This window comes from Pseudomonas sp. UBA6310, from assembly GCF_002438225.1.
GTDB classification, from domain to species: domain Bacteria; phylum Pseudomonadota; class Gammaproteobacteria; order Pseudomonadales; family Pseudomonadaceae; genus Pseudomonas_O; species Pseudomonas_O kuykendallii.
In genome coordinates this window covers 94,568-117,715 of record NZ_DJTK01000024.1, presented here as the reverse complement: position 1 = coordinate 117,715, position 23,148 = coordinate 94,568, and the positions used below count along the sequence as shown (strand labels likewise).

The 23,148-nt window shown below is 66.9% G+C and carries 20 protein-coding genes; 12 read left to right on the top strand and 8 right to left on the bottom strand.

Translation table 11 applies throughout. From position 1 onward, the window contains the following. Positions 1–2: 2 nt before the first annotated feature. Both B3E91_RS05275 and B3E91_RS05270 read right to left on the bottom strand, forming a co-directional pair. Positions 3–668, bottom strand: coding sequence for a peroxiredoxin-like family protein (locus tag B3E91_RS05275; protein WP_273232217.1), 666 nt, complete (start codon positions 666–668; stop codon positions 3–5). 68 nt (positions 669–736) lie between these two features. Then, entirely contained in the window at positions 737–1,507 is a 771-nt protein-coding gene (locus B3E91_RS05270; protein ID WP_273232219.1) for an enoyl-CoA hydratase/isomerase family protein, read from the bottom strand. Between the two features lie 130 nt (positions 1,508–1,637). On the opposite strand from B3E91_RS05270, the gene B3E91_RS05265 reads away from it, so the two are divergent. After that, positions 1,638–2,522, top strand: a complete 885-nt coding sequence (locus B3E91_RS05265; protein WP_287028617.1) for a LysR family transcriptional regulator — start codon at positions 1,638–1,640, stop codon at positions 2,520–2,522. Positions 2,523–2,573: 51 nt separating this feature from the next. Here the strand turns inward: B3E91_RS05265 and B3E91_RS05260 are convergent, their stop codons facing one another. Both B3E91_RS05260 and B3E91_RS05255 read right to left on the bottom strand, forming a co-directional pair. Continuing rightward, positions 2,574–3,335: a glucose 1-dehydrogenase gene (locus tag B3E91_RS05260; RefSeq protein WP_273232222.1), complete on the bottom strand. Its 762-nt coding sequence runs from the start codon at positions 3,333–3,335 to the stop codon at positions 2,574–2,576. Then, positions 3,336–4,538 (bottom strand): MFS transporter, encoded by a 1,203-nt coding sequence (locus tag B3E91_RS05255; RefSeq protein ID WP_287028616.1) that lies wholly within the window; start codon positions 4,536–4,538, stop codon positions 3,336–3,338. Between the two features lie 82 nt (positions 4,539–4,620). Between B3E91_RS05255 and B3E91_RS05250 the strand changes: the two genes are divergently transcribed. Beyond that, positions 4,621–5,529 carry a LysR substrate-binding domain-containing protein gene (locus tag B3E91_RS05250; RefSeq protein WP_287028615.1) on the top strand — a complete coding sequence of 303 codons (909 nt, stop codon included), beginning with the start codon at positions 4,621–4,623 and terminating at the stop codon, positions 5,527–5,529. Positions 5,530–5,625: 96 nt separating this feature from the next. Here the strand turns inward: B3E91_RS05250 and B3E91_RS05245 are convergent, their stop codons facing one another. The 3 genes from B3E91_RS05245 to B3E91_RS05235 form a co-directional block, all read right to left on the bottom strand. Continuing rightward, positions 5,626–6,606, bottom strand: a complete 981-nt coding sequence (locus tag B3E91_RS05245) for an aldo/keto reductase (protein ID WP_287028614.1) — start codon at positions 6,604–6,606, stop codon at positions 5,626–5,628. 81 nt (positions 6,607–6,687) lie between these two features. Further along, positions 6,688–6,924, bottom strand: a complete 237-nt coding sequence (locus tag B3E91_RS05240) for a hypothetical protein (protein ID WP_090227195.1) — start codon at positions 6,922–6,924, stop codon at positions 6,688–6,690. Positions 6,925–7,215: 291 nt separating this feature from the next. Further along, the gene (locus B3E91_RS05235; RefSeq protein ID WP_287028613.1) at positions 7,216–8,454 is read right to left on the bottom strand and encodes a hypothetical protein; all 1,239 of its coding nucleotides are present in this window, start codon (positions 8,452–8,454) and stop codon (positions 7,216–7,218) included. Positions 8,455–8,489: 35 nt separating this feature from the next. On the opposite strand from B3E91_RS05235, the gene B3E91_RS05230 reads away from it, so the two are divergent. From B3E91_RS05230 to tadA, 9 genes are all read left to right on the top strand, one after another. Then, entirely contained in the window at positions 8,490–9,386 is an 897-nt protein-coding gene (locus B3E91_RS05230; protein WP_287028612.1) for an ATP-grasp domain-containing protein, read from the top strand. Continuing rightward, positions 9,383–10,261 carry a succinate--CoA ligase subunit alpha gene (locus tag B3E91_RS05225; protein WP_287028611.1) on the top strand — a complete coding sequence of 293 codons (879 nt, stop codon included), beginning with the start codon at positions 9,383–9,385 and terminating at the stop codon, positions 10,259–10,261. Before B3E91_RS05230 ends, B3E91_RS05225 begins: the two co-directional genes overlap by 4 nt. 381 nt (positions 10,262–10,642) lie before the next feature. Beyond that, positions 10,643–11,974: an MFS transporter gene (locus tag B3E91_RS05220; RefSeq protein ID WP_287028610.1), complete on the top strand. Its 1,332-nt coding sequence runs from the start codon at positions 10,643–10,645 to the stop codon at positions 11,972–11,974. A gap of 69 nt (positions 11,975–12,043) precedes the next feature. After that, the gene (locus B3E91_RS05215) at positions 12,044–13,291 is read left to right on the top strand and encodes a molybdopterin-dependent oxidoreductase (protein ID WP_287028609.1); all 1,248 of its coding nucleotides are present in this window, start codon (positions 12,044–12,046) and stop codon (positions 13,289–13,291) included. 11 nt (positions 13,292–13,302) lie between these two features. Beyond that, the gene (locus B3E91_RS05210) at positions 13,303–13,638 is read left to right on the top strand and encodes a c-type cytochrome (RefSeq protein WP_273232237.1); all 336 of its coding nucleotides are present in this window, start codon (positions 13,303–13,305) and stop codon (positions 13,636–13,638) included. A gap of 260 nt (positions 13,639–13,898) precedes the next feature. Continuing rightward, on the top strand, positions 13,899–14,918 hold the full coding sequence (locus B3E91_RS05205; RefSeq protein ID WP_090227221.1) for an iron ABC transporter substrate-binding protein: 1,020 nt from the start codon (positions 13,899–13,901) through the stop codon (positions 14,916–14,918). Between the two features lie 2 nt (positions 14,919–14,920). Next, entirely contained in the window at positions 14,921–16,507 is a 1,587-nt protein-coding gene (locus B3E91_RS05200) for an ABC transporter permease (protein WP_414708197.1), read from the top strand. A gap of 189 nt (positions 16,508–16,696) precedes the next feature. Then, the gene (locus B3E91_RS05195) at positions 16,697–18,064 is read left to right on the top strand and encodes a multicopper oxidase family protein (RefSeq protein ID WP_273232241.1); all 1,368 of its coding nucleotides are present in this window, start codon (positions 16,697–16,699) and stop codon (positions 18,062–18,064) included. 7 nt (positions 18,065–18,071) lie between these two features. Continuing rightward, positions 18,072–18,548 carry a tRNA adenosine(34) deaminase TadA gene (gene tadA, locus B3E91_RS05190; protein ID WP_273232242.1) on the top strand — a complete coding sequence of 159 codons (477 nt, stop codon included), beginning with the start codon at positions 18,072–18,074 and terminating at the stop codon, positions 18,546–18,548. A 43-nt stretch (positions 18,549–18,591) separates the two neighbouring features. Here the strand turns inward: tadA and mltF are convergent, their stop codons facing one another. Next, positions 18,592–20,073: a membrane-bound lytic murein transglycosylase MltF gene (gene mltF / locus B3E91_RS05185; protein ID WP_287028608.1), complete on the bottom strand. Its 1,482-nt coding sequence runs from the start codon at positions 20,071–20,073 to the stop codon at positions 18,592–18,594. 175 nt (positions 20,074–20,248) lie between these two features. Here mltF and purL point away from each other — a divergent pair. Next, positions 20,249–23,148: phosphoribosylformylglycinamidine synthase (gene purL / locus B3E91_RS05180; protein ID WP_287028607.1), on the top strand; the 2,900-nt coding region annotated here is incomplete at its 3' end.

Genomic DNA, 23,148 nt, shown 5'->3' with positions numbered 1-23,148 from the left:
GTTCAGAGCGCGGCCTTGCGGATGGCCGGCAGCATTTCCGCCGGATCGGGGCGGCGCGTGTAGTCGGGGTTGACCTCGGCATAGACGATGGTGCCGTCCGGTGCGATCACGTAGCGCGCCGGCATCGGCAGCGTCCAGCTCGGATCTCCGTTGAACGCAGGCAGGTCATTCTTCAACGACTTGTAGAGTTCGACCAGATAATCCTGCAACTCGAAGCGCAGACCGAACGCGGCGGCCACGTCGTTGTGCGGGTCCGACAGGATCGGGAATTCCAGGGCGTTCTGGCGCACCGACTTCCGGCTGTTGGCGGCCACCTGCGGCGAGATGGCCAGCACGCGGGCGCCTGCGGCTCGGATGTCCGGCAGCGCGGCTTGCAGCGCCTGCAGTTCCAGATTGCAGTAGGGGCACCAGACGCCGCGGTAGAAGGTGACCACCAACGGGCCTTCGCGCAGCAGGTCGGCAGACGACACAGGATGGCCGTCCGGGTCGTCGAGCGTGAAGGAGGGCGCCGGGTTGCCCGCCTTCAGGGCGTTCTGCGCCGCGCCCGAGGCGATCAGTTCGGCGGTGGCGCGCTGCATGGTGGCGATGACCGAGGGCGGCACGTTGTAGGGCGGTTTGCCGGCCTGGAAGTCGGCCTTGAAGGCATCGAGTCTGTCTTGCAGTGACATGGGGCGTTCTCCGGGAAAAGGACGGGGAGCGGCAGGCGGTCCGCGCCGCGGTCCACCTGCCACGAGGATCAGGCGGGCGGATTCATCGACCGCGCCACTTCGGCGGCGCTGATGCCTTCCAGCGCCAGGCCGTAGCCGGCGCCTTCGTCGACGATCCGGCGCAGCTTCTGGGTCAGGGCGATGCGGGTGTAGCGGCTGGTCAGCGGCGGCAGCTTCGCCAGTTCTCCGGCGATCTCATGGGCGCGCGCCAGCAGGCGGTCGGCGGGCACGATCTCGTTGACCGCGCCCCATTCCTTGGCGGTCTGCGCATCGAGTTGCTGGCGGGTCAGGATGAAGTAGCGGCCGCGCACGCTGCCGATGACTTCCGGCCACAGCAGGTTGACCCCATCGCCGGGGACGATGCCGAAGTCGAAGTGCGGCTTGTCCTGGAACACCGTTTCCGGCGTGGCCAGCACGATGTCGGCCAGCAGCGCGTACTCCGAATGCAGCAGCACCGGGCCGTTGAGCGCGGCGATCAGCGGCACCTCGATGTCGAGGAGGTTCATCAGCACCTTCTTGCCCTCGCGGAAGATCTTGTCGTAGCCACGCGGGGTGAAGAAGTCGAAGCCTTCGGGGCTGATGGCATCCATGAAGGCATCGCCGGTGCCGGTGAGAATGACCACGCGGTTGTCGGGATCGCTGCCGACGTCGTGGAACAGGTCCACGAACTGCTCATGGGTGTGGCCGTTGAAAACCAGTTTGCCGCCGTCGGTGTGCAGGGCGATTTCCAGCACGCCTTCGGCAGAGCGGGTCAGGCGGGCGTTGGGATAGGCGTTCTGGTAAGTGTCGAAGCGGGGCATGGCGGATTCCTTATCGAGGTGAGGTTGTTTCAGCAGAAGTGCTGAAAGACCGTGATCGAGATTGTGGATACCCGCTAAATGGAATGGCAGATATGATGCGGAGATAACCTCTATTCCATTAAGGAATAAAATGGACCGTTTGCTGGCGATGACCGCATTCGTGCGAGTAGTGGAGGCCGGTTCCTTCTCCGCGGCTGCCCGCGTGCTGGAGGTCGGGCAGCCGGCGGTATCGAAGACCGTCGCGCAACTGGAACAACGGCTGGGCGTGAAGCTGCTTCTGCGCTCCACCCACGGGCTGACGCCGACGGAAGCCGGCGTGCGCTTCTACGAGCGCGCGCGGGTCGCCATCCAGGAGGCGGACGAGGCCGAACTGGCCGCACGCGGCGCGGGCACCGGTCTGTCCGGGCGGCTGCGCATTTCGGCGGCGCCCACCTTCGCGCGCCTGCACGTCATCCCGCATTTGCCGCGCTTCCTCGCTGCGCACCCCGATCTCGAGGTGGACGTGGTGCTGGACGACCGCACGATCGACCTGATCGCCGAAGGCATCGACGTCTCGCTGAGGATGGGCGCATTGGCCGACTCGGCCGTCGTTGCGCGCAAGCTGGCGTCCTCGCCGCGCTCGGTGTTCGCCACCACCGCATACCTCGCGCGTGCCGGTGTGCCGCGGGTTCCCGCCGACCTCGCCGATCACGAAACGGTGCTGTTCAGCCAGTCGGGCAATGTGTGGAACTTCACCCGCGAGGGCGCGGAAGTCTCGGTGCTGGTGCGCGGCCGGGCGCGTTTCAGCGCCGCCGAAGGCATCCGCGCCGCGGTGCTTGCCGACCTGGGCCTCGCCATCGCGTCGGACTGGATGTTCGCGCCGGAACTGGCCGATGGCCGGGTACTGCGGCTGCTGGAGAACTGGTCGCTTCCCGACATCGACCTGTGGGCGGTCTTCCCGACCGGGCGCCTGGCCACGGCCAAGGCCCGCTCGTTCGCCGAGTTCGTCGAAGGCGTGATGCGAAACGGCGCTTGACCCAGGCTGGCGCGCCGGCCGGCGGGCGGGACGAAGGCTCGTCGTCGCTGCCTACTTGCCCCCGGTGGCGTCGAGGAAGGTACCCGTCACGAAGGAGGCTTCTGCGCTTGCCAGCCAGAGGATCGCGCGGGCCACTTCTTCGGGCTGGCCACCGCGTCCCATCGGGATGCTGTCCTTGATGCGATCCACCCGTCCGGGTTCGCCGCCGCTGGCATGCATCTCGGTGTAGATGTGTCCCGGCCGGACGCAGTTGACCCGGATTCCCTCCCGTGCGACCTCCTTGGCGAAGCCGATGGTGAAGGTCTCCAGCGCGCCCTTCGAGGCCGCGTAGTCGACATACTCGTTCGGGCTGCCGAGCCTGGCCGCTGCTGATGAAACGTTGATCACCACGCCGCCCGGTCCGCCGTGGCGATGGGACATGCGCCTGGCGGCCTGCTGCGCGCAGAGCATCGGGCCGATCGCATTGACCGCGAAGATGCGCTGCATCCGCTCGAATCCGAGGTCTTCCAGGCGGGACTGTCTGGCGATGATGCCGGCATTGTTCACCAGCACGTCCAGGCGCCCGAAGCGTTGGTCGATGCGCTCGAACAGCTGGGTGACCTGCGTGGGGTCGGCGCTGTCCGCGCGCACCGCCAGCGCCTGGCGGCCCGCCGCTTCGACATCGGCCACCACGGCCCGGGCGGCGGCCTCGTTGGACGCGTAACTGATGGCGACGTCGTAGCCCTTTTCGGCGGCGAGGCGGGCCGTCGCCGCACCTACGCCACGGCTTCCGCCGGTAATCAGGATGACGGGAGTGTCCGAAGTCTTGTTCATTTACTCACCTTCGTGCGATGGCTGTTGAATGAAACGGCTCAGTACCAGCACCAGTGGTACGACAGCGGCGGCGGTTGCCGCGGTGGCCAGCAGGCCGACCGTCTGGCTGCTGTGATCGGCGATGGCGCCGTAGAGGATCGGTGCGACGCCGCCGGAACCGATCACGCTGGTATAGAAGACGGCAAACGCACGCCCGGTGTCCCCATCGGACAGTTCGGGGACGGTGCCGTAGAGGACCGACGAGGTGCCGTTCAGCACGATCCCCAGCAGCGGCAGCAGGAGGAGCGTCGGGATCAGTGGGGTGAACAGCGTCCCGATGATCAGCAGCGCCGTGACCGTCTCGGCCAGCGCCACGCATCTGGTGACACCTACCTGCTCACCGAGCCAACTGAAGGTGAATTTGCCGAAGGCGCCGCCGAGGAACAGCAACGCCAGCGCCAGGCCCACCGTCGGCGAGTCGCCGCCGCGGGCATGGATCAGGAAGGGCAGGAACAGCAGGTAGCCCATGCGTGTGGCGGTATCGAGCGCGCCTATCGTCGTCAGGATGCCGAAGCCACCACGGCCGCGCCCGGCCCTGGCCTGCGCGGGCGCATGGCGGACCACGCGCGTATTGGGTGCCAGCGCCAGCAGGGCGATCACCAGCGCGACGCCCAGCACCGCCATCAACGCCAGCACCGGCCGCCATGCCAGAAGCGGCAGCAGCAGCGCGACCACCGCCGGCAGCACCGCCTTCCCGAGATCGCCCGAGAAGTTGTAGATGCCCAGGGGCCGTCGTGAATCGGCCCCATAGGTATCGGTGACCAGCATGGAGCCCCTCGGGTGCTGGATGCTCGACCCGATGCCAGCCACGACCAGCCCGACGCACAGGCCGGCGAAGCCGAGCGGCAGCGCCATCAGAAGCAGGCCGGCCGACGCCAGCAGGGTCGAGAGAATCAGCGTCGCCCGCGGCGACCAGTTGCGCAGCACGCGGTCGGCCGGAATCTGCAATCCGCCCATCGTCCCGTAGTAGAGCGCGCGAACCATGGCCAGCGCCGCGTAGGAGAGACCGAACTGTGCCTGCCACACCGGCAGGAAGGCATACAGGCCATCCGTGTAACCGTCATGCAACGCATGGGTCAGGCACGCGGCCAGCAGGCTGCGGGACCTGGGCGTCGTGGCGGTAGGTGAAGTCGATGCTGCACGGAGATTGAGTGACGTCTTCATGCAATCAGGGTAAATATGATAGAAAAAATTGAAAATCGATATCTTATTACCTATAAATTTCAGATTTTCTAAAGGAATAACGATGCGCCGTCTTCCTCCTCTCAATGCGCTGCGTGCATTCGAAGCCGCCGTCCGCACGGGCAGCTACGCCGATGCGGCCCTGCAGCTCGGGGTCACTCATGGCGCGGTGAGCCAGCAGATCGCCACGCTGGAAGGCTGGTTGGGCGAAAAGCTCTTCACCAAGGAAGGCCGCCGCATGGTCGCCACGGCGATGGCCCGCGCCTTCGCCGCGGAGGTCGGCCTGTCGTTCGATCGCCTGGCGGTTGCCGCGAGTGCCTGCGGCCGGCCAGGTGTGCGGCGGATACTCCGGGTCAGCGCTCCGACCAGCCTGGCGATGCGCTGGCTGATCCCCCGGCTGCACCGCTACCACGCCGGGCATCCAGACGTCGAAGTCGTCGTCACCACCGTTTCATGCGTGGTCGAGGACATGCGCGGCGGTGTCGACGTGGCGATTCGGCGGGGCGTCGCGAGGAACGACCTCTGGCCGCAACACCACGTCGTGCCGCTGCTGGAGGACGTCGACACGCTGATCATGAGCCCTGCGCTGTTCGCCCGGCGACCGATCCAGGCACCGGGCGACATCGAGGGGCACAACCTGCTCGCCAGCGAGACCAGGGCCGGCGACTGGGACAACTGGCTGGAGGCGGCCGGGCTCCAGCACCTGGCGGGGTTGCCACGGCAGACCTTCGATCACTTCTTCGTGACCCGCCAGGCGCTGGAGGATGGGCTGGGGATCGGCATCGGCCCGATGCCGATGCTGGAGATCGACATCGCCCGCGGCAACCTGATGATGCCGCTTCCGGACATCCGTGTTCCGCGCACAGGCTACGTGGCGATCTACCCGCGCCAGGCCGATCCTGCGCAGCTGTACGCGGGCTTCGTCGACTGGCTGGCGGGCGAAGCCTCGCGACCCGCGGGCGTGGCGCCCTGATTCAAGGCGCCCGACCAGGCGAAGGCTTCAGCGGTGAGGGTTATTCGTCGACGCTGCCGGGTGTCGCACGGTCCCGGCAGCGGACCGATTCGCCGATCAGGAGAAACCGACCACGGTGTGCGGCACGTAGGGCGCCTCGAGCTGGGCGATTTCTTCTTCGCTCAGCGTCAGTTGCAGGGCGGCCAGGGCATCGGGGAGGTGCTGGGGTTTCGAGGCGCCGATGATCGGGGCGCTGACGCCGGGCTTTGCCAGTACCCAGGCCAGCGCCACCTGCGCAGGGGGGACGCCGCGCGCCGCGGCGACCGCCGCCACCGCCTCGATCACCTTGCGGTCGGCCTCGGCGGTATGGGCGTAGAGCGACTTGCCGAACTGGTCGCTTTCCGCGCGCTCGCTGGTCTCGTTCCATGGCCGCGTGAGGCGGCCACGCGCCATCGGGCTCCACGGGATCACACCGATGCCCTCGGCCCGGCACAGCGGCAGCATCTCGCGCTCTTCCTCGCGGTAGAGCAGGTTGAGGTAATTCTGCATGGTGGCGAAACGGGTCCAGCCATTGGCGCGGGCGACGTGCAGCATCGAGGCGAACTGCCAGGCGTACATCGACGAAGCCCCGATGTAGCGGGCCTTGCCGGCCTTCACCACGTCGTGCAGCGCCTCCAGGGTTTCCTCGATCGGCACCTGATAGTCGAAGCGGTGGATCTGGTAGAGGTCGACGTAGTCGGTGCCCAGGCGGCGCAGCGAGTTATCGATCTCCTGCATGATCGCCTTGCGGCTCAGCCCGGCGCCATTCGGCCCGGCGTGCATGCGGCCGTTGACCTTGGTGGCGATCACCACTTCTTCGCGGCGGGTGAATTCCTTCAGCGCGCGGCCGACGATCTCCTCCGAGGTGCCGTCCGAGTAGATGTTGGCGGTGTCGAAGAAGTTGATCCCGGCCTCCACGGCCTGGCGGATCAGCGGCCGGCTCTGCGCCTCGTCGAGGGTCCAGGGGTGGCTGCCGCGGTCGGGCACGCCGTAGGTCATGCAGCCGAGGCACAGCCGCGATACGTCGAGGCCGGTGCGGCCGAGCTTGTGGTACTCCATGCGGATCTCCTGATCGGTGAGGGCGGCGTTGTGGCCGCCGGTGGAGGCGTATTCGTCGCGCCTGTCGCCTGGCGCCGGGGCTCAAATGAATAGGCGCAGTTCCGGCTTGAACAGGCCGATGAGAAACCATATGGCCTGGAACACCAGGATGCACAGCGCATAGAGCCTGATCTGCTCGGCGTTCCAGCTCGGCGCCATCCAGTGGATCAGCCAGAACGATGTCCAGCCTTCGACGACACGAGCACCGCCCCAGCAGAGAATCCATAGCCAGAACGTCGCGGTCAGCGCATGCCAGGACAGCCAGGCGAGTGTGGTCATCATCGGACTCCTTTCCAATCGGATAAGTGCCGGCGGGGCACGCCCAGCGGCCGCACGCCCGTGCTCTGCATGCCTGGGCGCAGTGGACAGGGTACGCGAAACAGGGCGCTTTTTGAGCGGTGCAGAAGCGGGGTTCGAGGCGCACGGCGGTGCGTATCCAGCGATCCGGCGCCGAGCCTCCTGCACGAGAAGGGCGCGCGGCGGATGCGCGTGGGCGTTTGCGGCGAGATTCCTTCGCCCATGAAAAAGGCCGCCGGGTTGCCCCGGCGGCCTCTGGTCCTGCAGTACTGGTTACTTCGCTTCGAACACCAGGTTGCCGTTACCGTCCTCTTCGAAGCCGGTGGCGGGCTGGATGTCGCCTGCATTCAGCGGGCCGGCGACGAGCAGGGTGCTCATCGGGTTGCGTGGCTGCAGCGCGGTGTGCACCAGGTTGTCCATCGCCCGACGGGTGTCCTCGGTGAGGTTGCCGCCGATCAGTCGATCGTCCTGGTTGACCTGCGCCGCACCTCCGAGATCACCCACCAGGTCCTTGATCAGACCCGAGCTGGTGCTCGGCGATTTGACGTCCACCACCCAGCCCTTGACGTTGCCCACGCCGGGCATGGCATCGAGGATCTGCGGCGCGATGAAGGTCACCGTGCCACCGCTGCGTGCGGAGCTGGTTTCGATCTGGCCGATGCTCAGGCGATCCTTCGCGGAGTAGCTGATGTTGCCGCTGTCCGAGGTGGTTTTCGCCAGGTTGCCCATGTCGATGGAGCCGCCGCTGACCAGGGCGATGGCGCCGCGGCCCTTGGTGCTGATGGTGCTGTCCTGATCGATGTCGCCGCCGGCGTTGATCGCCACGCTACCGGCACCGCTGGCGATCGCCGCGGCCTGGTGTACGTCGCCGCCGGACTTGATGACGATGTTGCCCTTGGTGGTGTTGATCGCCGCATCCTGCTCTACGTCACCGTTGGCATTCAGCGTGATCGCGCCATTGTTGGTGCTGATCGCTGCGCTCTGCTGGATGTCGCCCGCCGCGTTCAGGGTCACATCGCCGGTGCCGGTGTGGCTGACGCCGCCGTTCACCTGCAGATCGCCCGCGGTGGTCACCTGGATGGCGCCGCCGGTGGCCTTGAGCGCCGGGTAGGACACCACGTTCATGCTGCGGAACAGCGAGGCGTAGGTGGGCGTCAGCTCCAGGGTCTGGGTGCCCTGGTTGTTGACGTAGATGCCACCCGTGCCGCCGTTGGCGTAGAGGCTTTCCAGCTTCACCTGCAGCGCATCGCCGGACTGGCCGATGCCGTTGCCGGCGATGGCCTGCAGGCCATGGGCGGAAACGTCCAGCAGACCGGCCGCCTGAGTGCCGCGGATGCTGCCGCCGGCGGTCAGGCTGACGGTGTGGCTCAGGCCGGTGTCGCTGATCGCGTTGGCCAGTACCAGCGAGCCGTCGGTGTCGAGGCTGATGTCGCCGTCGCCGGAGACGCCGGTCACCGCGCCCTGGGTGGAAACGGTGAGCAGCTTGCCGCCGTTGGCGTTGCTGATCGACACGCGAGGCGCGCAGCGCCGCCGGACAGATACTCGGCATGAGCATCGGTGGGTACAGGGTTCCCAGCGTGCTGGTCGAGCAGAAGGCGGCGATCAGCCGCGAGTTCTATGCCGCGGTGATGAACGACACCGCCGCGCGCCAGCCGCTGGTCCTGTTCTCCGCCGAGGGCGGGATGGACATCGAGGAACTGGCGCAAAGCCGGCCGGAGGCGATCTGCCGGATCGCCGTGGATATCGAGAAGGGGCTGGATGCCCGCCAGGTCGGCGCCGCTCTGGCGGCGGTCGACCTCGGTGCGCAGCGCGACGCGGTCGCGGAGCTGCTGGTGCGCCTCTACGAGGTCTATCTGCAGCGCGATGCCGAGCTGGTTGAAATCAACCCGCTGGCGGTACTGGCCGATGGTTCCCTGGTGGCGCTGGACTGCAAGTTCCGTATCGACGATTCGGCCGGCTTTCGCCAGGCCGAGCAACTGGCGCAGGGCACGCCGGAGCCGCGCAGCGAACTGGAGGCGCGTGGCGCCGAACTGGGGTTCAAGTACATCGAACCGGACGGCGAAGTCGGCCTGCTGGCCAACGGTGCCGGGTTGACCATGACCACCATGGACGTGATCGCCCACTGCGGAGGCCGTGCGGCGAACTTCCTGGAAATCGGCGGCGACGCCTACACCAAGGCGACGCCGGCCCTGGAGCTGGTGCTGGCCAATCCGAAGGTGAAGAGCCTGGTGGTGAACTTCTGCGGGGCCTTCGCGCGCACCGACGTGATGACCCAGGGCGTGGTGGACGCCTGGGCGACGCTGCGGCCGACGGTGCCGGTGTTCTTCTCGATCCACGGCACTGGCGAGGAGGAAGCGGTGGCGATCCTTCAGCAGCACCTGGGTATCGAGCCCTATGACCGGATGGAAGACGCGGTGCAGGCCGCGGTGGAGGCTGCCCGATGATTCTGAGAAAACAGCACAGCGTTCTGATCCAGGGAATCACGGGCCGCCAGGGCCGTTTCTGGAGCGCCAAGATGCAGGAGTACGGCACCCGTATCGTCGGCGGGGTCAATCCCAAGCAGGCCGGCGAGACCTGCTGCGACGTACCTGTGTTCGCGTCGGCGAGGGAGGCCGCCGATGAACTGGGTGGCATCGACATGTCGGTGATGTTCATTCCCCCGGTGTCGGCCAGGGACGCCGCCATCGATGCCATCGAGGCCGGGGTTCGCCAACTGGTGGTGCTCACCGAGCACATTCCCTCGCAGGACGTGATGCGCATCCATGCCGCCGCGCGTCACCACGGCACACGCATCGTCGGGCCGAACACCGCGGGCATCGTCACGCCCGGCGAGGCGTTCGCCGGGATCATGCCGGCCTTCAATCGGCGCGTATTCATGCCCGGCGACATCGGCGTGATCTCGCGCTCCGGCAGCCTTGGCACGCTGATCTGCCTGAACCTGGTGAATGCCGGTTTCGGCCAGTCCGCGTTTCTCGGCATCGGCGGGGACCCGATGCTTGGCACGACCACCGTCGAGGCGCTGCGCGCGCTGCAGGCCGACGAGGGCACGCGGGCCATCGTCATCGTCGGCGAGATCGGCGGTGCGATGGAGGAGGAGGCTGCCGACGCGCTGCGCGAGGTCGGCAAGCCGGTGGTCTCCTTCATCGCCGGCCGCGCCTCGCCACCGGGCAAGAAGATGGGGCACGCCGGCGCCATCGTGATGGGCAACCAGGGCAGCTACCGCTCCAAGCGTGAACGCCTGGAAGCCGGCGGCGCGCAGGTGGTCGATACCCCCGGCCAGATCGCCGACGCGCTGCGGCAGGCCCTGGCCAGCGCATGAACCAACGTCTGCAAGGAGATCGTTGAACGGAGTCAGCAACCGGGGAATCCCTCGCCCCGATCGGCCTGAAGATCAATAACAAGACAGGCGGGACCGCCCATGCGGTTCCCGCGCAGGAGAATACCGATGCCCGCTGAAAACAACCGCCTCACCGTTACGCCACGCCCTGCCGTTTGCTTTGCGCAACGAACGCCGTTGCCCCGCCGCCTGTGCCTGTTCTGGACGACGTTCGCCGCGGCACTGATCAGCGCGTCCAGCCACGCGCTGCTGCCGCCACCGCTGCAGGACAGTACCTCGCACCAGCCTTGAGTTGTAACCCGGCGCCTGCGCGCGTCGGGTGTTCCCGGCTTTTCCTCTCGGCACTCACAGGTGACAACAACAATGAACACCACACCTACCTCGGCGGCCGTAGGGCCGCGCGTGAAGAATCCTGCTACCCACACCGGGCTCGACGGCTTTCGCGGTCGCGTGCGCGGGAGGGTCCTGCTGCTGCTCTGCGCGATGTATTTCATTACCTACGTCGACCGGGTGAACATCGCCACCGCGGCGCCGTTCATCAAGCAGGACCTCGGGCTTTCCAACAGCGAACTGGGCATGGTGCTCTCGGCCTTTGCCATCCCCTATGCGTTCTTCCAGATATTCGGCGGCCTGCTCGGCGATCGTTTTGGACCGCGCAAGGTGCTCACCGTCGTCGGCATCATCTGGGCGATCGCCACCGCCGCCACCGGCTTCTCGATCGGCCTCGCCTCACTGTTCGCCGCGCGCCTGGCGCTGGGCTTCGGCGAGGGCGCGACCTTCCCGACCGCCACCCACGCCATGGCGAAATGGATGCCACCGGATCGTCGCGGCTTCGCCCAGGGCATCACCCACGCCGCGTCGCGCCTGGGCAACGCCGTCACACCGCTGCTGGTCGCCGGCTGCATCGCGCTCTACGACTGGCGCCTGAGCTTTTGGCTGTTCGGCGCCATCAGCCTGATCTGGGTGTTCTTCTGGAACCGCGAATTCCGCGATTCGCCCTCGGACCACCCCAAGATGACCCAGGCCGAGCTGGATGAACTGCCGCGTGAGCAGTGGAAGCACGAGCACAAGCGCGTGCCCTGGCGGATGCTGCTCAAACGCATCCTGCCGGTGACCTTCGTCGACTTCTGCTACGGCTGGTCGCTGTGGGTGTTCCTCACCTGGATTCCGTCGTTCTTCGAAAAGAGCTACGGGCTGGACCTGAAGAACTTCGCGCTGTTCACCACCCTGGTGCTGTGCGCCGGAGTGGTCGGCGACACCCTCGGCGGCATGCTCTCCGACAGCCTTCTGCGCCGCACCAACAGCCTCAAGCTCGCTCGCCGCACCAATCTGGTGGTCGGCTTGCTCGGCTCGCTGGTGTTCATCATGCCGGTGCTGTTCATCCACGACCTGTGGGTCGCGGCGATCTGCCTGTCGCTGTCGTTCTTCTTCCTGGAACTGACCAACGCCGTGCTCTGGGCCATCCCGATGGACATCGCGCCGCGTCACTCGGGTGTCGGCGGCGGGCTGATGAACACCGGCTTCGGCATCGCCGGAATCCTCTCGCCGATGCTCTTCGGTTTCATGCTCGACCTCACCAGCAGCTGGACGATTCCGTTCGCGGTGTCCGTCACGCTGCTGTTCATCGGCGCCATGGTGTCGCTGGGGATCGATCCGCGACCGATGGCCGACGAACCGCAGCAGGCGCCCGCCTGAGCCTCGCCCGGCGTCGGTGCGCCGTGCCGGCGCCGGGCGTTTTCCGATAACCCTGACAAGGAGAAACAGATGGAACATGACCAGGCCGCACCGGCCCCGGACGCCTCGCGTCGACGCCTGCTGAGAGCCCTCGGAGTGGCGGGCGCCAGCGCGCTGGCCGGAGCCCCGGCATTGTCTGCGCTGGCCGCCGACGCCAAGGTGACGCTGCCGTTCGATAACGGCGAACGCGATCTGCTCAGCTTTCCGCAGAAACGTCCGATGATTGTGCTGACCAGCCGGCCGCCGCAGCTGGAAACACCGTTCTCGGTATTCAACCAGGGGCTGATCACACCCAACGACGCCTTCTTCGTGCGCTACCACTGGGCGGCGCTGCCGACCTCCATCGACCCGCAGGCCTACCGGCTGAAGGTCGGCGGCAAGGTCGACGCGCCGCTGGAGCTGTCCCTCGACGAGATAAAGAAACTGGCCGATCCGCTCGAGGTGGTGGCGGTGAACCAGTGCTCGGGCAACAGCCGCGGGCACTTCCAGCCACGGGTGAATGGCGGCCAGCTGTCCAACGGCGCGATGGGCAACGCGCGCTGGACCGGCGTGCCGCTCAAGGCACTACTGGACAAGGCGGGCGTACAGGCCGGCGCGCGGCAGGTGACGTTCAATGGCATGGATAAACCGCCGCTGGGCAACGGGCCGGACTTCGTCAAGGCGCTGGACCTGGACCATGCGCGGGACGGCGAGGTGATGCTCGCCTGGGCAATGAACGGGGAAGATTTGCCACTCCTCAACGGATACCCGCTGCGCCTGGTGGTCCCCGGCTATTACGGCACCTACTGGGTGAAGCACCTCGACAACATCGAGGTGATCGACGGGGAGTTCGATGGCTTCTGGATGAGCAAGGCCTATCGTATTCCCGACAATGCCTGCGGTTGCGTGCCGCCCGGCACCGCGCCGGAAAAGACCATTCCGATCAATCGCTTCTCCATCCGCTCCTTCATCACCAGCCTTCAGGACGGTGAGAAGGTGCCGGTCGGACGCGCGACCCAGGTTCGTGGCATCGCCTTCGACGGCGGCTATGGCATTACCGAGGTGGCGTTTTCCGCCGACGACGGCGCGTCCTGGCAGAAAGCCCGGTTGGGCAAGGACCTCGGTCGCTATTCGTTCCGCGAATGGACGGCGGACTTCACCCCACCCAAGCGGGGCGACTATGCGCTGAAAGTGCGTGCGCTCAATCGGATCGGCCAGCAGCAGCCGCTGGAAGCGCAGTGGAACCCCGCCGGCTACCTGCGCAACGTGGTGGAAACCACCCGGGTGGTGGCCGCATGAGGAGTACCGCCATGAGTTCACGATTCCTCGTCGCGCTGGCATTCGTATCCGCCTGTATGCCGCTGACCGCTACCGCGTTACAGGTCGAACTGCCGGCGGAAACCGCCGTGTACGTGGCCAGCGATTTGCCGGGCTATCAACTGGTGCAACAGAACTGCCTGATCTGTCATTCGGCGCAGTACGTTCTGACGCAGCCGCGGACGTTGCCACGTAGCTACTGGGAGGCCACTGTCGGCAAGATGAGCAAGGTCTTCGGGGCCCCCTTTCCCGAACAGGACACCGCCGCCATGGTGGATTACCTGAGCAAGACCTACGGCGCCGAACGCTCCACAGCTGCAGCACCCTAGGTGCGGGGGCGGTTGCGTAGCCCGCCATGCGGCATCGGCGCGCAGCGGGGCGTCTGCCAATAGGACCGGCGCCCCGAGCCCGAGCGGCCAGACCTCCTGCCGACCGCTGCAGGCCGCGCATTTGGCGCAGCTGAAGCCCTGCCTGCGGCCGCGCGCAATGGACAAAAAAACCGTAACTCTTGTTGCGAATCAAGTGCAGTTGCCAGTGGCATGCCCGTATAATTCTGCCGCGAATCTTCGACGACGAGAGGAACGGCTAGATGACGGTACGGTTTTCCACGGCACTGACACGGCTTTGCAGCGCAAGCGTCCTGAGCATCGGCCTGTCGGCCGCGACGGGCGCCTGGGCCGACGATCCGGTCACGCTGACGCTCTATAACGGCCAGCACGAAGCGACCGGCGTCGCCGTCGCCGAGGCCTTCGAGAAGAAGACCGGAATCAAGGTTCAGATTCGCAAGGGTGGCGGTGGCCAGCTGGCCAACCAGATCGCGGAAGAGGGTTCCCGCTCGCCCGCCGACCTCATCTACACCGAGGAAGCGCCGCCGCTGATCAAGCTGGCCAATCAGGGGCTGCTGGCGAAAGTCGACGACGCCACTCTGGCGCAGATCGACCCGCAATTCTCCGACAAGAATGGCAACTGGCTGGGCATCACCGCCCGCGTCCGCGTCATGGCTTACAACCCCAAGGAAATCAGCGAGCAGGACCTGCCCGCCAGCGTGCTGGACGTCGCCGGCCCGGAGTGGAGCGGCAAGATCGGCTTCGTGCCGAGCAGCGGCGAGTTTCTCGGTCAGGTCGCGGCGATCATCAAGCTCAACGGCCGCGAAGCCGCCGAGGACTGGTTGACCGGCCTCAAGGCGTTCGGCGCCACCTACACCAACAACGTGGTGGCGATGAAGGCGGTGGAGAACGGCGAAATCTCCGCGGCGCTGATCAACAGTTACTACTGGGCGGCGCTGAAGAAGGAAAAGGGCGAGCTCAACACCAAGCTCTACTACTTCGACAACGGCGATGCGGGCGGGCTGGTCAGCGTGTCCGGCGCGGCCGTGGTGAAAGCCAGCAAGCATCCGAAGGAGGCCCAGCAGTTCCTCGAATTCATGGTCAGCGAGGAGGGCCAGAAGGCCATCCTCAGCAAGTCGGCCGAGTACCCGATGAACAGCAACGTGCCGGCCGATCCGCTGCTCAAGCCGTATAGCGAACTGCGTCCGCCGAAACTGACCGCGTCCGACATCGGCCTGGCCGAGGACGCCCTCGAACTCGAACGCGAAGTCGGGCTGAACTGAACATGCAGGTCGAAGCGGCGGATGGCCTGGCGACTCCCGTGAGCGTCCGCGCGGTGTCGCGTCATCGGGCGCCGCCGTTCTGGCTGCAGGTGCCGGTGCTGTTGCTGGTGCTGGTCGCGGCACTGCCGCTTTTCTATGTCGCGGTGAAGAGCTGGGAGTCCGGCTGGCACGCCGCCTGGCAACTGCTCTGGCGACCCTTCGTCTTCGGCCTTTTGGCCAACACCCTGAAACTGATGGTGCTGGTGACCGTCGGCTGTGCGCTGCTCGGTTTGCTGCTGGCCTGGTGCATCGAGCGCAGCGACCTGCGCGGCAGCCGCCAGTGGAACGTGCTGCTGTGCCTGCCGTTCGCCATCCCCGCGTTTGTCAGCGGTTTCACCTGGATTTCCATCAGCCCGATGTTCGAGGGCCTGGGCGGCACCGTCCTGGTGATGATCCTGTCGAAGTACCCGCTGATCTACCTGCCGGTGGCGGCGACCCTGCGCAGCCTCGATCCGGCGCTGGAAGAATCGGCGCGGATGCTCGGCTACAGCCGCGCCCAGGTGTTCTGGAGAGTGACCCTGCCACTGCTGCGGCCGACCCTGTTCGGCACCAGCCTGCTGGTGGCGCTGCACATGCTGGTGGAGTTCGGCGCGCCGTCGATCATGCGCTACCAGACCTTCACCACGGCGATCTACCAGCAGTTCGAGCTGGAGTTCAGCAACACCAACGCGGCGATGCTCTCGGCGTTGCTGCTGGCGTTGTGCATGGTGCTGCTGTGGCTGGAGTTTCGCCTGCGCGGTCGCGGCTATGCGCGGACCGGGCAGGGCGTAGCGCGGCGCTCGGCGCCGGTGCGCCTGGGCCGCTGGGGCCTGCCGGTGCAGGCGATGATGCTGGGGTTGGTGGTGATCGGTTGTGGCACGCCGCTGGTGATGCTGGGCTTCTGGATCGTCGAGGGCAGCTCGGCCAGTTTCCCGCTGATGAAGATTCTCGAAACGCTCGGCTCGTCGCTCTCGCTGGCCTTCGGTGGCGCGCTGATCAGCGTGCTGCTGGCGGTGCCGATCGGCCTGCTGGTGGTGCGTTATCGCGGCCGCCTGGCGACGCTCGGCGAGCGCCTGCCGGTGCTGCTGCACGCGCTGCCCGGCCTGGTCATCGCGCTGTCGCTGGTGTTCTTCTCGCTGCGCTATCTGCCGGCGCTGTACCAGACCACCAGCCTGCTGCTGATCGCCTACGCGCTGCTGTTCATGCCGATGGCGCAGTCGCCGATCCGGGTGGCGCTGGAGAAAGCCTCGCCGCAGCTGGAAGAGGCCGCGCGTACGCTCGGCTACACGCAATTGCTGGCCTTCCTCAAGGTGACCCTGCCGATCATCTTCCCGGCCATCGCCGCCGGCTTCGTGCTGGTCTTCCTCGATACCATGAAGGAGCTGACCGCCACGCTGGTGCTCGGCCCCACCGGGCTGGACACGCTGGCGACGGCCGTCTGGTCGCACACCGGCAACCTCGAGTACGCGGCGGCGGCGCCTTACGCGGCGCTGATCGTGCTCTGCTCGGGCCTGCCGGTCTACCTGATGACCACCCGCGCCTATCGTGGGCGGAGCGGCGATGCGCGTTGAGTCGGCGTTCGCTGCCAATCCCCGTTTTTCCGCCGTTCGCCACCTGGCGCCGGCCTGCGAAGCCTGCCCGGACGCCGCGGCAGGTCGCCTGTATCCGCGCCTCCGTCAGAGTGGCGGCCACGGCAATCGCTCCTGCGACTGCTGCATGCCCGGTGTGTCAGCGAAGTCCTTCTGACTGGAGTTTCGAACATGTCCTTCACCCGTAGACAGATTCTTGGCGGCCTCGTCGGCCTTGGTGTGGTCGGTCTCGGCGCCGGTGGCGTGCGCTACTGGCTGGGCAAGCCGATGTTCGCCGACACCCACGATTACGAGCTGATCGCCGCGCCGGTCGACCTGGAGCTGGTCGCCGGGCATACCACGCCAGCCTGGGGCTACAACGGCCAGGCGCCGGGCATGGAGCTGCGCGTGCGCCAGGGCGACTGGCTGCGGGTGCGTTTCATCAACCACCTGGAGCAGGACACCACCGTCCACTGGCACGGCATCCGCCTGCCGCTGGAGATGGACGGCGTGCCCTACCTGTCGCAGCTGCCGGTGAAGAAGGGCGAGTATTTCGACTACCGCTTCCTGGTCAAGGACGCCGGCAGCTACTGGTATCACCCGCACACCAGCAGCAGCGAGCAGCTCGGCCGCGGTTTGGTCGGCCCGCTGATCGTCGAGGAGCGCGAACCAAGCGGTTTCCAGCACGACCACACCCTGGTGCTGAAAACCTGGCACATCGACGAGGAGGGCGCGTTCACCGCCTTCAGCGTGCCGCGCGAGGCGGCCCGGGAGGGCACCCGCGGGCGCCTGACGACGATCAACGGCAAGCCGGCGCCGACCCTCGAACTGCCGTCTGGCCAGGTAGTGCGCCTGCGCCTGCTGAACCTCGACAATACCGTCACCTACCGGCTGAACATGCCGGAGGCCGACGTGCGCATCTACGCCCTCGACGGTCATCCGGTACAGCCGCGCCCGCTGGGAAAGGAGTACTGGCTCGGGCCTGGCATGCGTATCGACCTGGCGCTGAAGGTGCCGGAGGCCGGCGTCGAGTTGCCGCTGCGCAACGGCCCGCTGCGCCTGGCCACCTTCAAGGGGTTGGCCAGCGAGCAGCCGGCTGGCGAATGGCCCGCGGCGCTGCCGGCCAACCCGGTTCCGGAGCCGGACCTGGAAAAGGCCGAGACTATCGGCTTCAACTTCGAATGGTCGGCGACGCTGGCCAAGCCCAACGACAAGGGCCCGGCGAAGTACTGGCAGATCAACGGCCAGGCCTGGGACATCAGCGACAAGACCTGCACCGATCGGCCGATCGCCACGCTGAAGAAGGACGGGCACTACATCTTCGAGCTGCGCAACATGGCCCAGTACCAGCACCCGATCCATCTGCACGGCATGGCCTTCAAGGTGATCTCGTCGAACCGGCGCAAGATCATCCCGTACTTCACCGACACCTACCTGCTGGGCAAGAACGAGACGGCGCGCGTGGCGCTGGTGGCCGATAATCCGGGGACCTGGATGTTCCACTGCCATGTCATCGATCACATGGAAACCGGCCTGATGGCCGCCATCGCCGTGGTGTGAGCCGCCCATGAAGAACCCGATCATCGTCGACCGCAGCCAGGACCAGCGCTTCATGGCCGAGGCCCTGGCGCTCGCCGCACAGGGCGCGGCCCTCGGCGAGGTGCCAGTGGGCGCGTTGCTGGTGCGGGACGGCGAGGTGATCGGCAGCGGTTTCAACTGCCCGATTTCCCGTCACGACCCCAGCGCCCACGCCGAGATGGTGGCCATCCGCGCCGCCGCCGAGGCCGTGCAGAACTACCGGCTGCCGGGCAGCACGCTGTATGTGACGCTGGAGCCGTGCAGCATGTGCGCCGGGTTGATCGTGCACGCCCGCATCCAGCGCGTGGTGTTCGGCGCTGCCGAGCCGCGCGCCGGCGTCGCGCTGAGCCGTGGTCAGTTCTTCGCCCAGGACTTCCTCAACCACCGCGTGCTGGTGGAGGGCGGCGTGCTGGCGGAGGAATGCGGTGCGGTGCTCAAGGCCTTCTTCAAGGCGCGCCGGGACTGAGTTTGCTGCGCTTCGGCGGGTAGAGGTGCGTGCGGCGCCGGACCTACAGCGGCGGCGTCTGCCGGTCGAGGACCTCGTCCTTGGCGACGCCGGGTACGTGCAGGCCGCTCTCGACGATCTGGTTGGACTCCATCTGCGGCTGGGTCACCCAGGTGAGGATGTCGTAGTAGCGGCGGATGTTGGCGACGAACTGCACCGCCTCGCCGCCGCGGGCGTAGCCGTAGCGGGTCTTGCTGTACCACTGTTTCTGCGCCAGGCGCGGCAGCATCTTCTTCACGTCCAGCCACTTGTTCGGGTCCAGCCCCTCGGCCTCGGCGAGCTTGCGCGCGTCGGACAGGTGGGCGATGCCGACGTTGTAGGCGGCGAGCGCGAACCAGGTGCGGTCGGGTTCGGTAAGGTCGTCGGCGAGGCCTTCGTGGATCTGCGCGAAATACTTGCTACCGCCGATGATGCTCTGCCGCGGGTCGAGGCGGTTGGCCACGCCCATCGCCTGGGCGGTGCCGAGCGTCAGCATCATCAGCCCGCGCACGCCGGTCTTGGAGGTGGCATCGGGTTGCCACAGCGACTCCTGGTAACCGATCGCCGCCAGCAGCCGCCAGTCGACCTTCTCCGTCTGCGCCGCCTTGCGGAAATGCTGCTCGTAGCGCGGCAGGCGTTGCTGCAGGTGCGTGGCGAAGGTGTAGGCGCCGACGTAGCCGAGCACGTCGACGTGGCCGTAGTAGCGCTCCTTCAGGCGTTGCAGGGTGCCGTTCTTCTCGACCCGGCCAATGAACTGGTCCACCTCGTCGAGCAGGCTGCGGTCGCCGCCGCCGGCCACCGCCCAGGCCAGGCTGCGCGCATCGCCGAGGTCGAACGCCACGCGCACGTTGGAGAAGTACACCTGGTTCATCGCCAGCTCGTTGGAATCGACCAGGGTCAGGTCGATCTGCCCCTCGTCGACCATCCACAGCAGGTCGACCACCTCCACCGCGTCGGACACCTCGTAGTTCAGCTCCGGATACTGCAGCTTCAGCTCGCCGAGCTGCTCGGCGTGGCTGCTTCCCTTGAGCACCAGAATCCGTTTGCCGATCAGGTCTTCGGGACGGGTAGGGCGCTGCTGGCCGTTGCGATAGATGACCTGCGGGGTGACGGCGAGGTACGGCACGGAAAAACTGGCCTGGCCCTGACGGCCCTCGGTGGCGACCAGGCCGGCGGCGGCCAGCTCGGGGCCGGCGGGGTTGTTCAGGCGGATGAACAGGTCGTCGAGGTTGTCGGCGGTTTCGATCTGCAGCTCGACGCCGAGGTCCTCGGCGAAGCGCTTGACCAGCTCGTACTCGAAGCCGGTCTCGCCGTTGCGGTCTTCGAAGTAGGTGGCCGGGCTGTTGCGGGTGACCACCCGCAGCACGCCTTCATCCTTTATACGTTCGAGTGCCGACGGCCTGGGAGCAGGCGCGTCATCGTCGCTGCAGCCCGCCAACGACAGGACGATGCCCGCCGCCAGGAGCCCGATGAGACAGCGTGTGCGCAACGCCATGAATGAAAACATCGGCGCAGTATACGCAATGGCGTAGCGTCGCCATATCTGGACAGGCGGGAGGCGCTCTGCTAGGCGCAAGTGCCGATCGCCGGCGGCTTTGCGAGCGCCGGCTTTGGCCTCATGCGGCCGGTATAGGGTAGAATGCGCGCCTCCCAAAGCTCCCCCTTCCGAGGCTGTCCCGACGATGTTGATTCTGCGCGGCGCTCCCGCCCTTTCTGCCTTTCGCCACGGCAAATTGCTCGAGCAACTGACCTCCAGGGTCCCCGCCGTGACCGGGCTGTATGCCGAATTCGCGCATTTTGCCGACGTTGCCGGCGCATTGACCGCGCACGAGGAGCAGGTCCTGGCGCGCCTGCTCAAGTACGGGCCGAGCGTGCCGGTGCAGGAGCCCAGCGGGCGGCTGTTCCTCTGCGTACCACGCTTCGGCACCATCTCGCCCTGGTCGAGCAAGGCCAGCGACATCGCCCGCAACTGTGGCCTGGCGAAGATCGAGCGCCTGGAGCGCGGCATCGCCTACTACGTCGCCGGCGAGCTTGGCGAGGCGGAGATCGAGCAGGTCGCCGCGCTGCTGCACGACCGCATGACCCAGATGGTGCTGGGCCGCATGGAAGACGCCAGCAACCTGTTCAGCCACGCGCAGCCCAAACCGCTCACCGTGGTGGACATCCTCGGCGGCGGCCGCGCGGCGCTGGAGAAGGCCAACGTCGAGCTGGGCCTGGCCCTGGCCGAGGACGAGATCGATTACCTGGTCAATGCGTTCCAGGGCCTTGCGCGCAACCCGCACGACATCGAACTGATGATGTTCGCCCAGGCCAACTCCGAGCACTGCCGCCACAAGATCTTCAATGCCAGCTGGGACATCGATGGCGAGAGCCAGGAAAAGTCGCTGTTCGGCATGATCAAGAACACCTACCAGATGCACAGCGAGAACGTGCTGTCGGCCTACAAGGACAACGCCTCGGTGATCGTCGGCCACACCGCCGGGCGCTTCTTCCCCAATCCTGAAACCCGCCAGTACGGCGCGGTGCAGGAGCCGGTGCACATCCTGATGAAGGTGGAAACCCACAACCACCCGACCGCCATTTCGCCGTTCTCCGGTGCGTCCACCGGCTCCGGCGGCGAGATTCGCGACGAGGGCGCCACCGGTCGCGGCGCCAAGCCGAAGGCCGGCCTGACCGGCTTCACCGTCTCCAACCTGAACATCCCCGGTTTCGAGCAGCCCTGGGAGGTGCCCTACGGCAAGCCGGAGCGCATCGTCACGCCGCTGGACATCATGATCGAAGGCCCGCTGGGCGGCGCCGCGTTCAACAACGAGTTCGGCCGTCCGGCGCTGACCGGTTACTTCCGTACCTTCGAGCAATCGATCGCCACGCCGCACGGCGACGAAGTGCGCGGCTACCACAAGCCGATCATGCTCGCCGGCGGCATGGGCAACATCCGCGAAGACCACGTGCAGAAGGCCGAGATCACCGTCGGCGCCAAGCTGATCGTGCTCGGCGGCCCGGCCATGCTGATCGGCCTGGGTGGCGGCGCCGCTTCCTCGGTCGCCACGGGCGCCAGCTCGGCGGACCTGGATTTCGCCTCGGTGCAGCGCGAGAACCCGGAGATGGAGCGCCGCTGCCAGGAGGTCATCGACCGTTGCTGGCAACTGGGCGACGCCAACCCGATCGCCTTCATCCATGACGTCGGCGCCGGTGGTATTTCCAACGCCTTCCCGGAACTGGTCAACGACGGCGGCCGCGGTGGCCGCTTCGAACTGCGCAACGTGCCCAACGACGAGCCGGGCATGGCGCCGCACGAGATCTGGAGCAACGAGTCCCAGGAGCGTTACGTGCTGGCCGTCAGCGCCGCCGATTTCGAGCGCTTCCAGGCCATCTGCGAGCGCGAGCGCTGCCCGTTCGCGGTCGTCGGCGAGGCCACCGAAGCGCCGCACCTGACCGTCACCGACCGCCATTTCGGCAACACCCCGGTGGACATGCCGCTGGAAGTGCTGCTCGGCAAGCCGCCGCGCATGCACCGTTCGGTCACCCGTGAAGCCGAGCTGGGCGATGACTTCTCCGCCGCCAGCGTCGCCCTCGAGGACGCCGTCAGCCGTGTGCTGCACCACCCCGCGGTGGCCAGCAAGAGCTTCCTGATCACCATCGGCGACCGCAGCATCACCGGCCTCGTCGCCCGGGACCAGATGGTCGGCCCGTGGCAGGTGCCGGTGGCCGATGTGGCCGTGACCGCCACCAGTTTCGACGTCTATACCGGCGAAGCCATGGCGATGGGCGAGCGCACCCCGCTGGCGCTGCTCGACGCCGCTGCTTCCGGGCGGATGGCAATCGGCGAGACGCTGACCAACATCGCCGCCTCGCGCATCGAGAAGATTTCCGACATCAAGCTGTCCGCCAACTGGATGGCCGCCGCCGGCCACCCGGGTGAGGACGCGCGCCTGTACGACACCGTGAAAGCGGTCGGCATGGAGCTGTGCCCGGCGCTCGGCATCACCATTCCGGTGGGCAAGGATTCCATGTCGATGAAGACCAGGTGGCAGGATGAGGGCGCCGAGAAGAGCGTGACCTCGCCGCTGTCGCTGATCGTCACCGGCTTCGCCCCGGTCACCGACATTCGCCAGACCCTGACCCCGCAACTGCGCCTGGACAAGGGCGAGACCGACCTGATCCTGATCGACCTCGGTCGCGGGCAGAACCGCATGGGCGCCTCGATCCTCGCCCAGGTCTACGGCAAGATCGGCCGCCACGCGCCCGACGTCGACGACGCCGAGGACCTCAAGGCGTTCTTCGCGGTGATCCAGGGCCTCAACGCCGATGGTCACCTGCTGGCCTACCACGACCGTTCCGACGGCGGCCTGCTGGCCACCGCGCTGGAAATGGCCTTCGCCGGCCACTGCGGCCTGCAACTCACCCTCGATGCTCTCGCCGACAGCGCCGATGGCCTCGCCGCCGTACTCTTCAACGAGGAACTCGGTGCCCTGATCCAGGTTCGCCAGGACGCTACTCCGGACGTGCTGGCGCAGTTCAGCGCGGCTGGCCTGGGCGACTGCGTGGCGGTGATCGGCCAGCCGGTCAACGGCAGCAGCGA

Bases quoted from the DNA above. Each gene is read 5' to 3' on its own strand.
- B3E91_RS05265 (WP_287028617.1), top strand. From the start codon at position 1,638: ATGGACCGTTTGCTGGCGATGACCGCATTCGTGCGAGTAGTGGAGGCC.
- B3E91_RS05260 (WP_273232222.1), bottom strand. From the start codon at position 3,335: ATGAACAAGACTTCGGACACTCCCGTCATCCTGATTACCGGCGGAAGC.
- B3E91_RS05245 (WP_287028614.1), bottom strand. From the start codon at position 6,606: ATGGAGTACCACAAGCTCGGCCGCACCGGCCTCGACGTATCGCGGCTG.
- B3E91_RS05220 (WP_287028610.1), top strand. From the start codon at position 10,643: ATGAACACCACACCTACCTCGGCGGCCGTAGGGCCGCGCGTGAAGAAT.
- B3E91_RS05275 (WP_273232217.1), bottom strand. From the start codon at position 668: ATGTCACTGCAAGACAGACTCGATGCCTTCAAGGCCGACTTCCAGGCC.
- B3E91_RS05230 (WP_287028612.1), top strand. From the start codon at position 8,490: ATGAGCATCGGTGGGTACAGGGTTCCCAGCGTGCTGGTCGAGCAGAAG.
- mltF (WP_287028608.1), bottom strand. From the start codon at position 20,073: ATGTTTTCATTCATGGCGTTGCGCACACGCTGTCTCATCGGGCTCCTG.
- B3E91_RS05225 (WP_287028611.1), top strand. From the start codon at position 9,383: ATGATTCTGAGAAAACAGCACAGCGTTCTGATCCAGGGAATCACGGGC.
- B3E91_RS05270 (WP_273232219.1), bottom strand. From the start codon at position 1,507: ATGCCCCGCTTCGACACTTACCAGAACGCCTATCCCAACGCCCGCCTG.
- tadA (WP_273232242.1), top strand. From the start codon at position 18,072: ATGAAGAACCCGATCATCGTCGACCGCAGCCAGGACCAGCGCTTCATG.
- B3E91_RS05240 (WP_090227195.1), bottom strand. From the start codon at position 6,924: ATGACCACACTCGCCTGGCTGTCCTGGCATGCGCTGACCGCGACGTTC.
- B3E91_RS05205 (WP_090227221.1), top strand. From the start codon at position 13,899: ATGACGGTACGGTTTTCCACGGCACTGACACGGCTTTGCAGCGCAAGC.
- B3E91_RS05255 (WP_287028616.1), bottom strand. From the start codon at position 4,538: ATGAAGACGTCACTCAATCTCCGTGCAGCATCGACTTCACCTACCGCC.
- B3E91_RS05195 (WP_273232241.1), top strand. From the start codon at position 16,697: ATGTCCTTCACCCGTAGACAGATTCTTGGCGGCCTCGTCGGCCTTGGT.
- B3E91_RS05215 (WP_287028609.1), top strand. From the start codon at position 12,044: ATGGAACATGACCAGGCCGCACCGGCCCCGGACGCCTCGCGTCGACGC.
- B3E91_RS05210 (WP_273232237.1), top strand. From the start codon at position 13,303: ATGAGTTCACGATTCCTCGTCGCGCTGGCATTCGTATCCGCCTGTATG.
- B3E91_RS05200 (WP_414708197.1), top strand. From the start codon at position 14,921: ATGCAGGTCGAAGCGGCGGATGGCCTGGCGACTCCCGTGAGCGTCCGC.
- B3E91_RS05250 (WP_287028615.1), top strand. From the start codon at position 4,621: ATGCGCCGTCTTCCTCCTCTCAATGCGCTGCGTGCATTCGAAGCCGCC.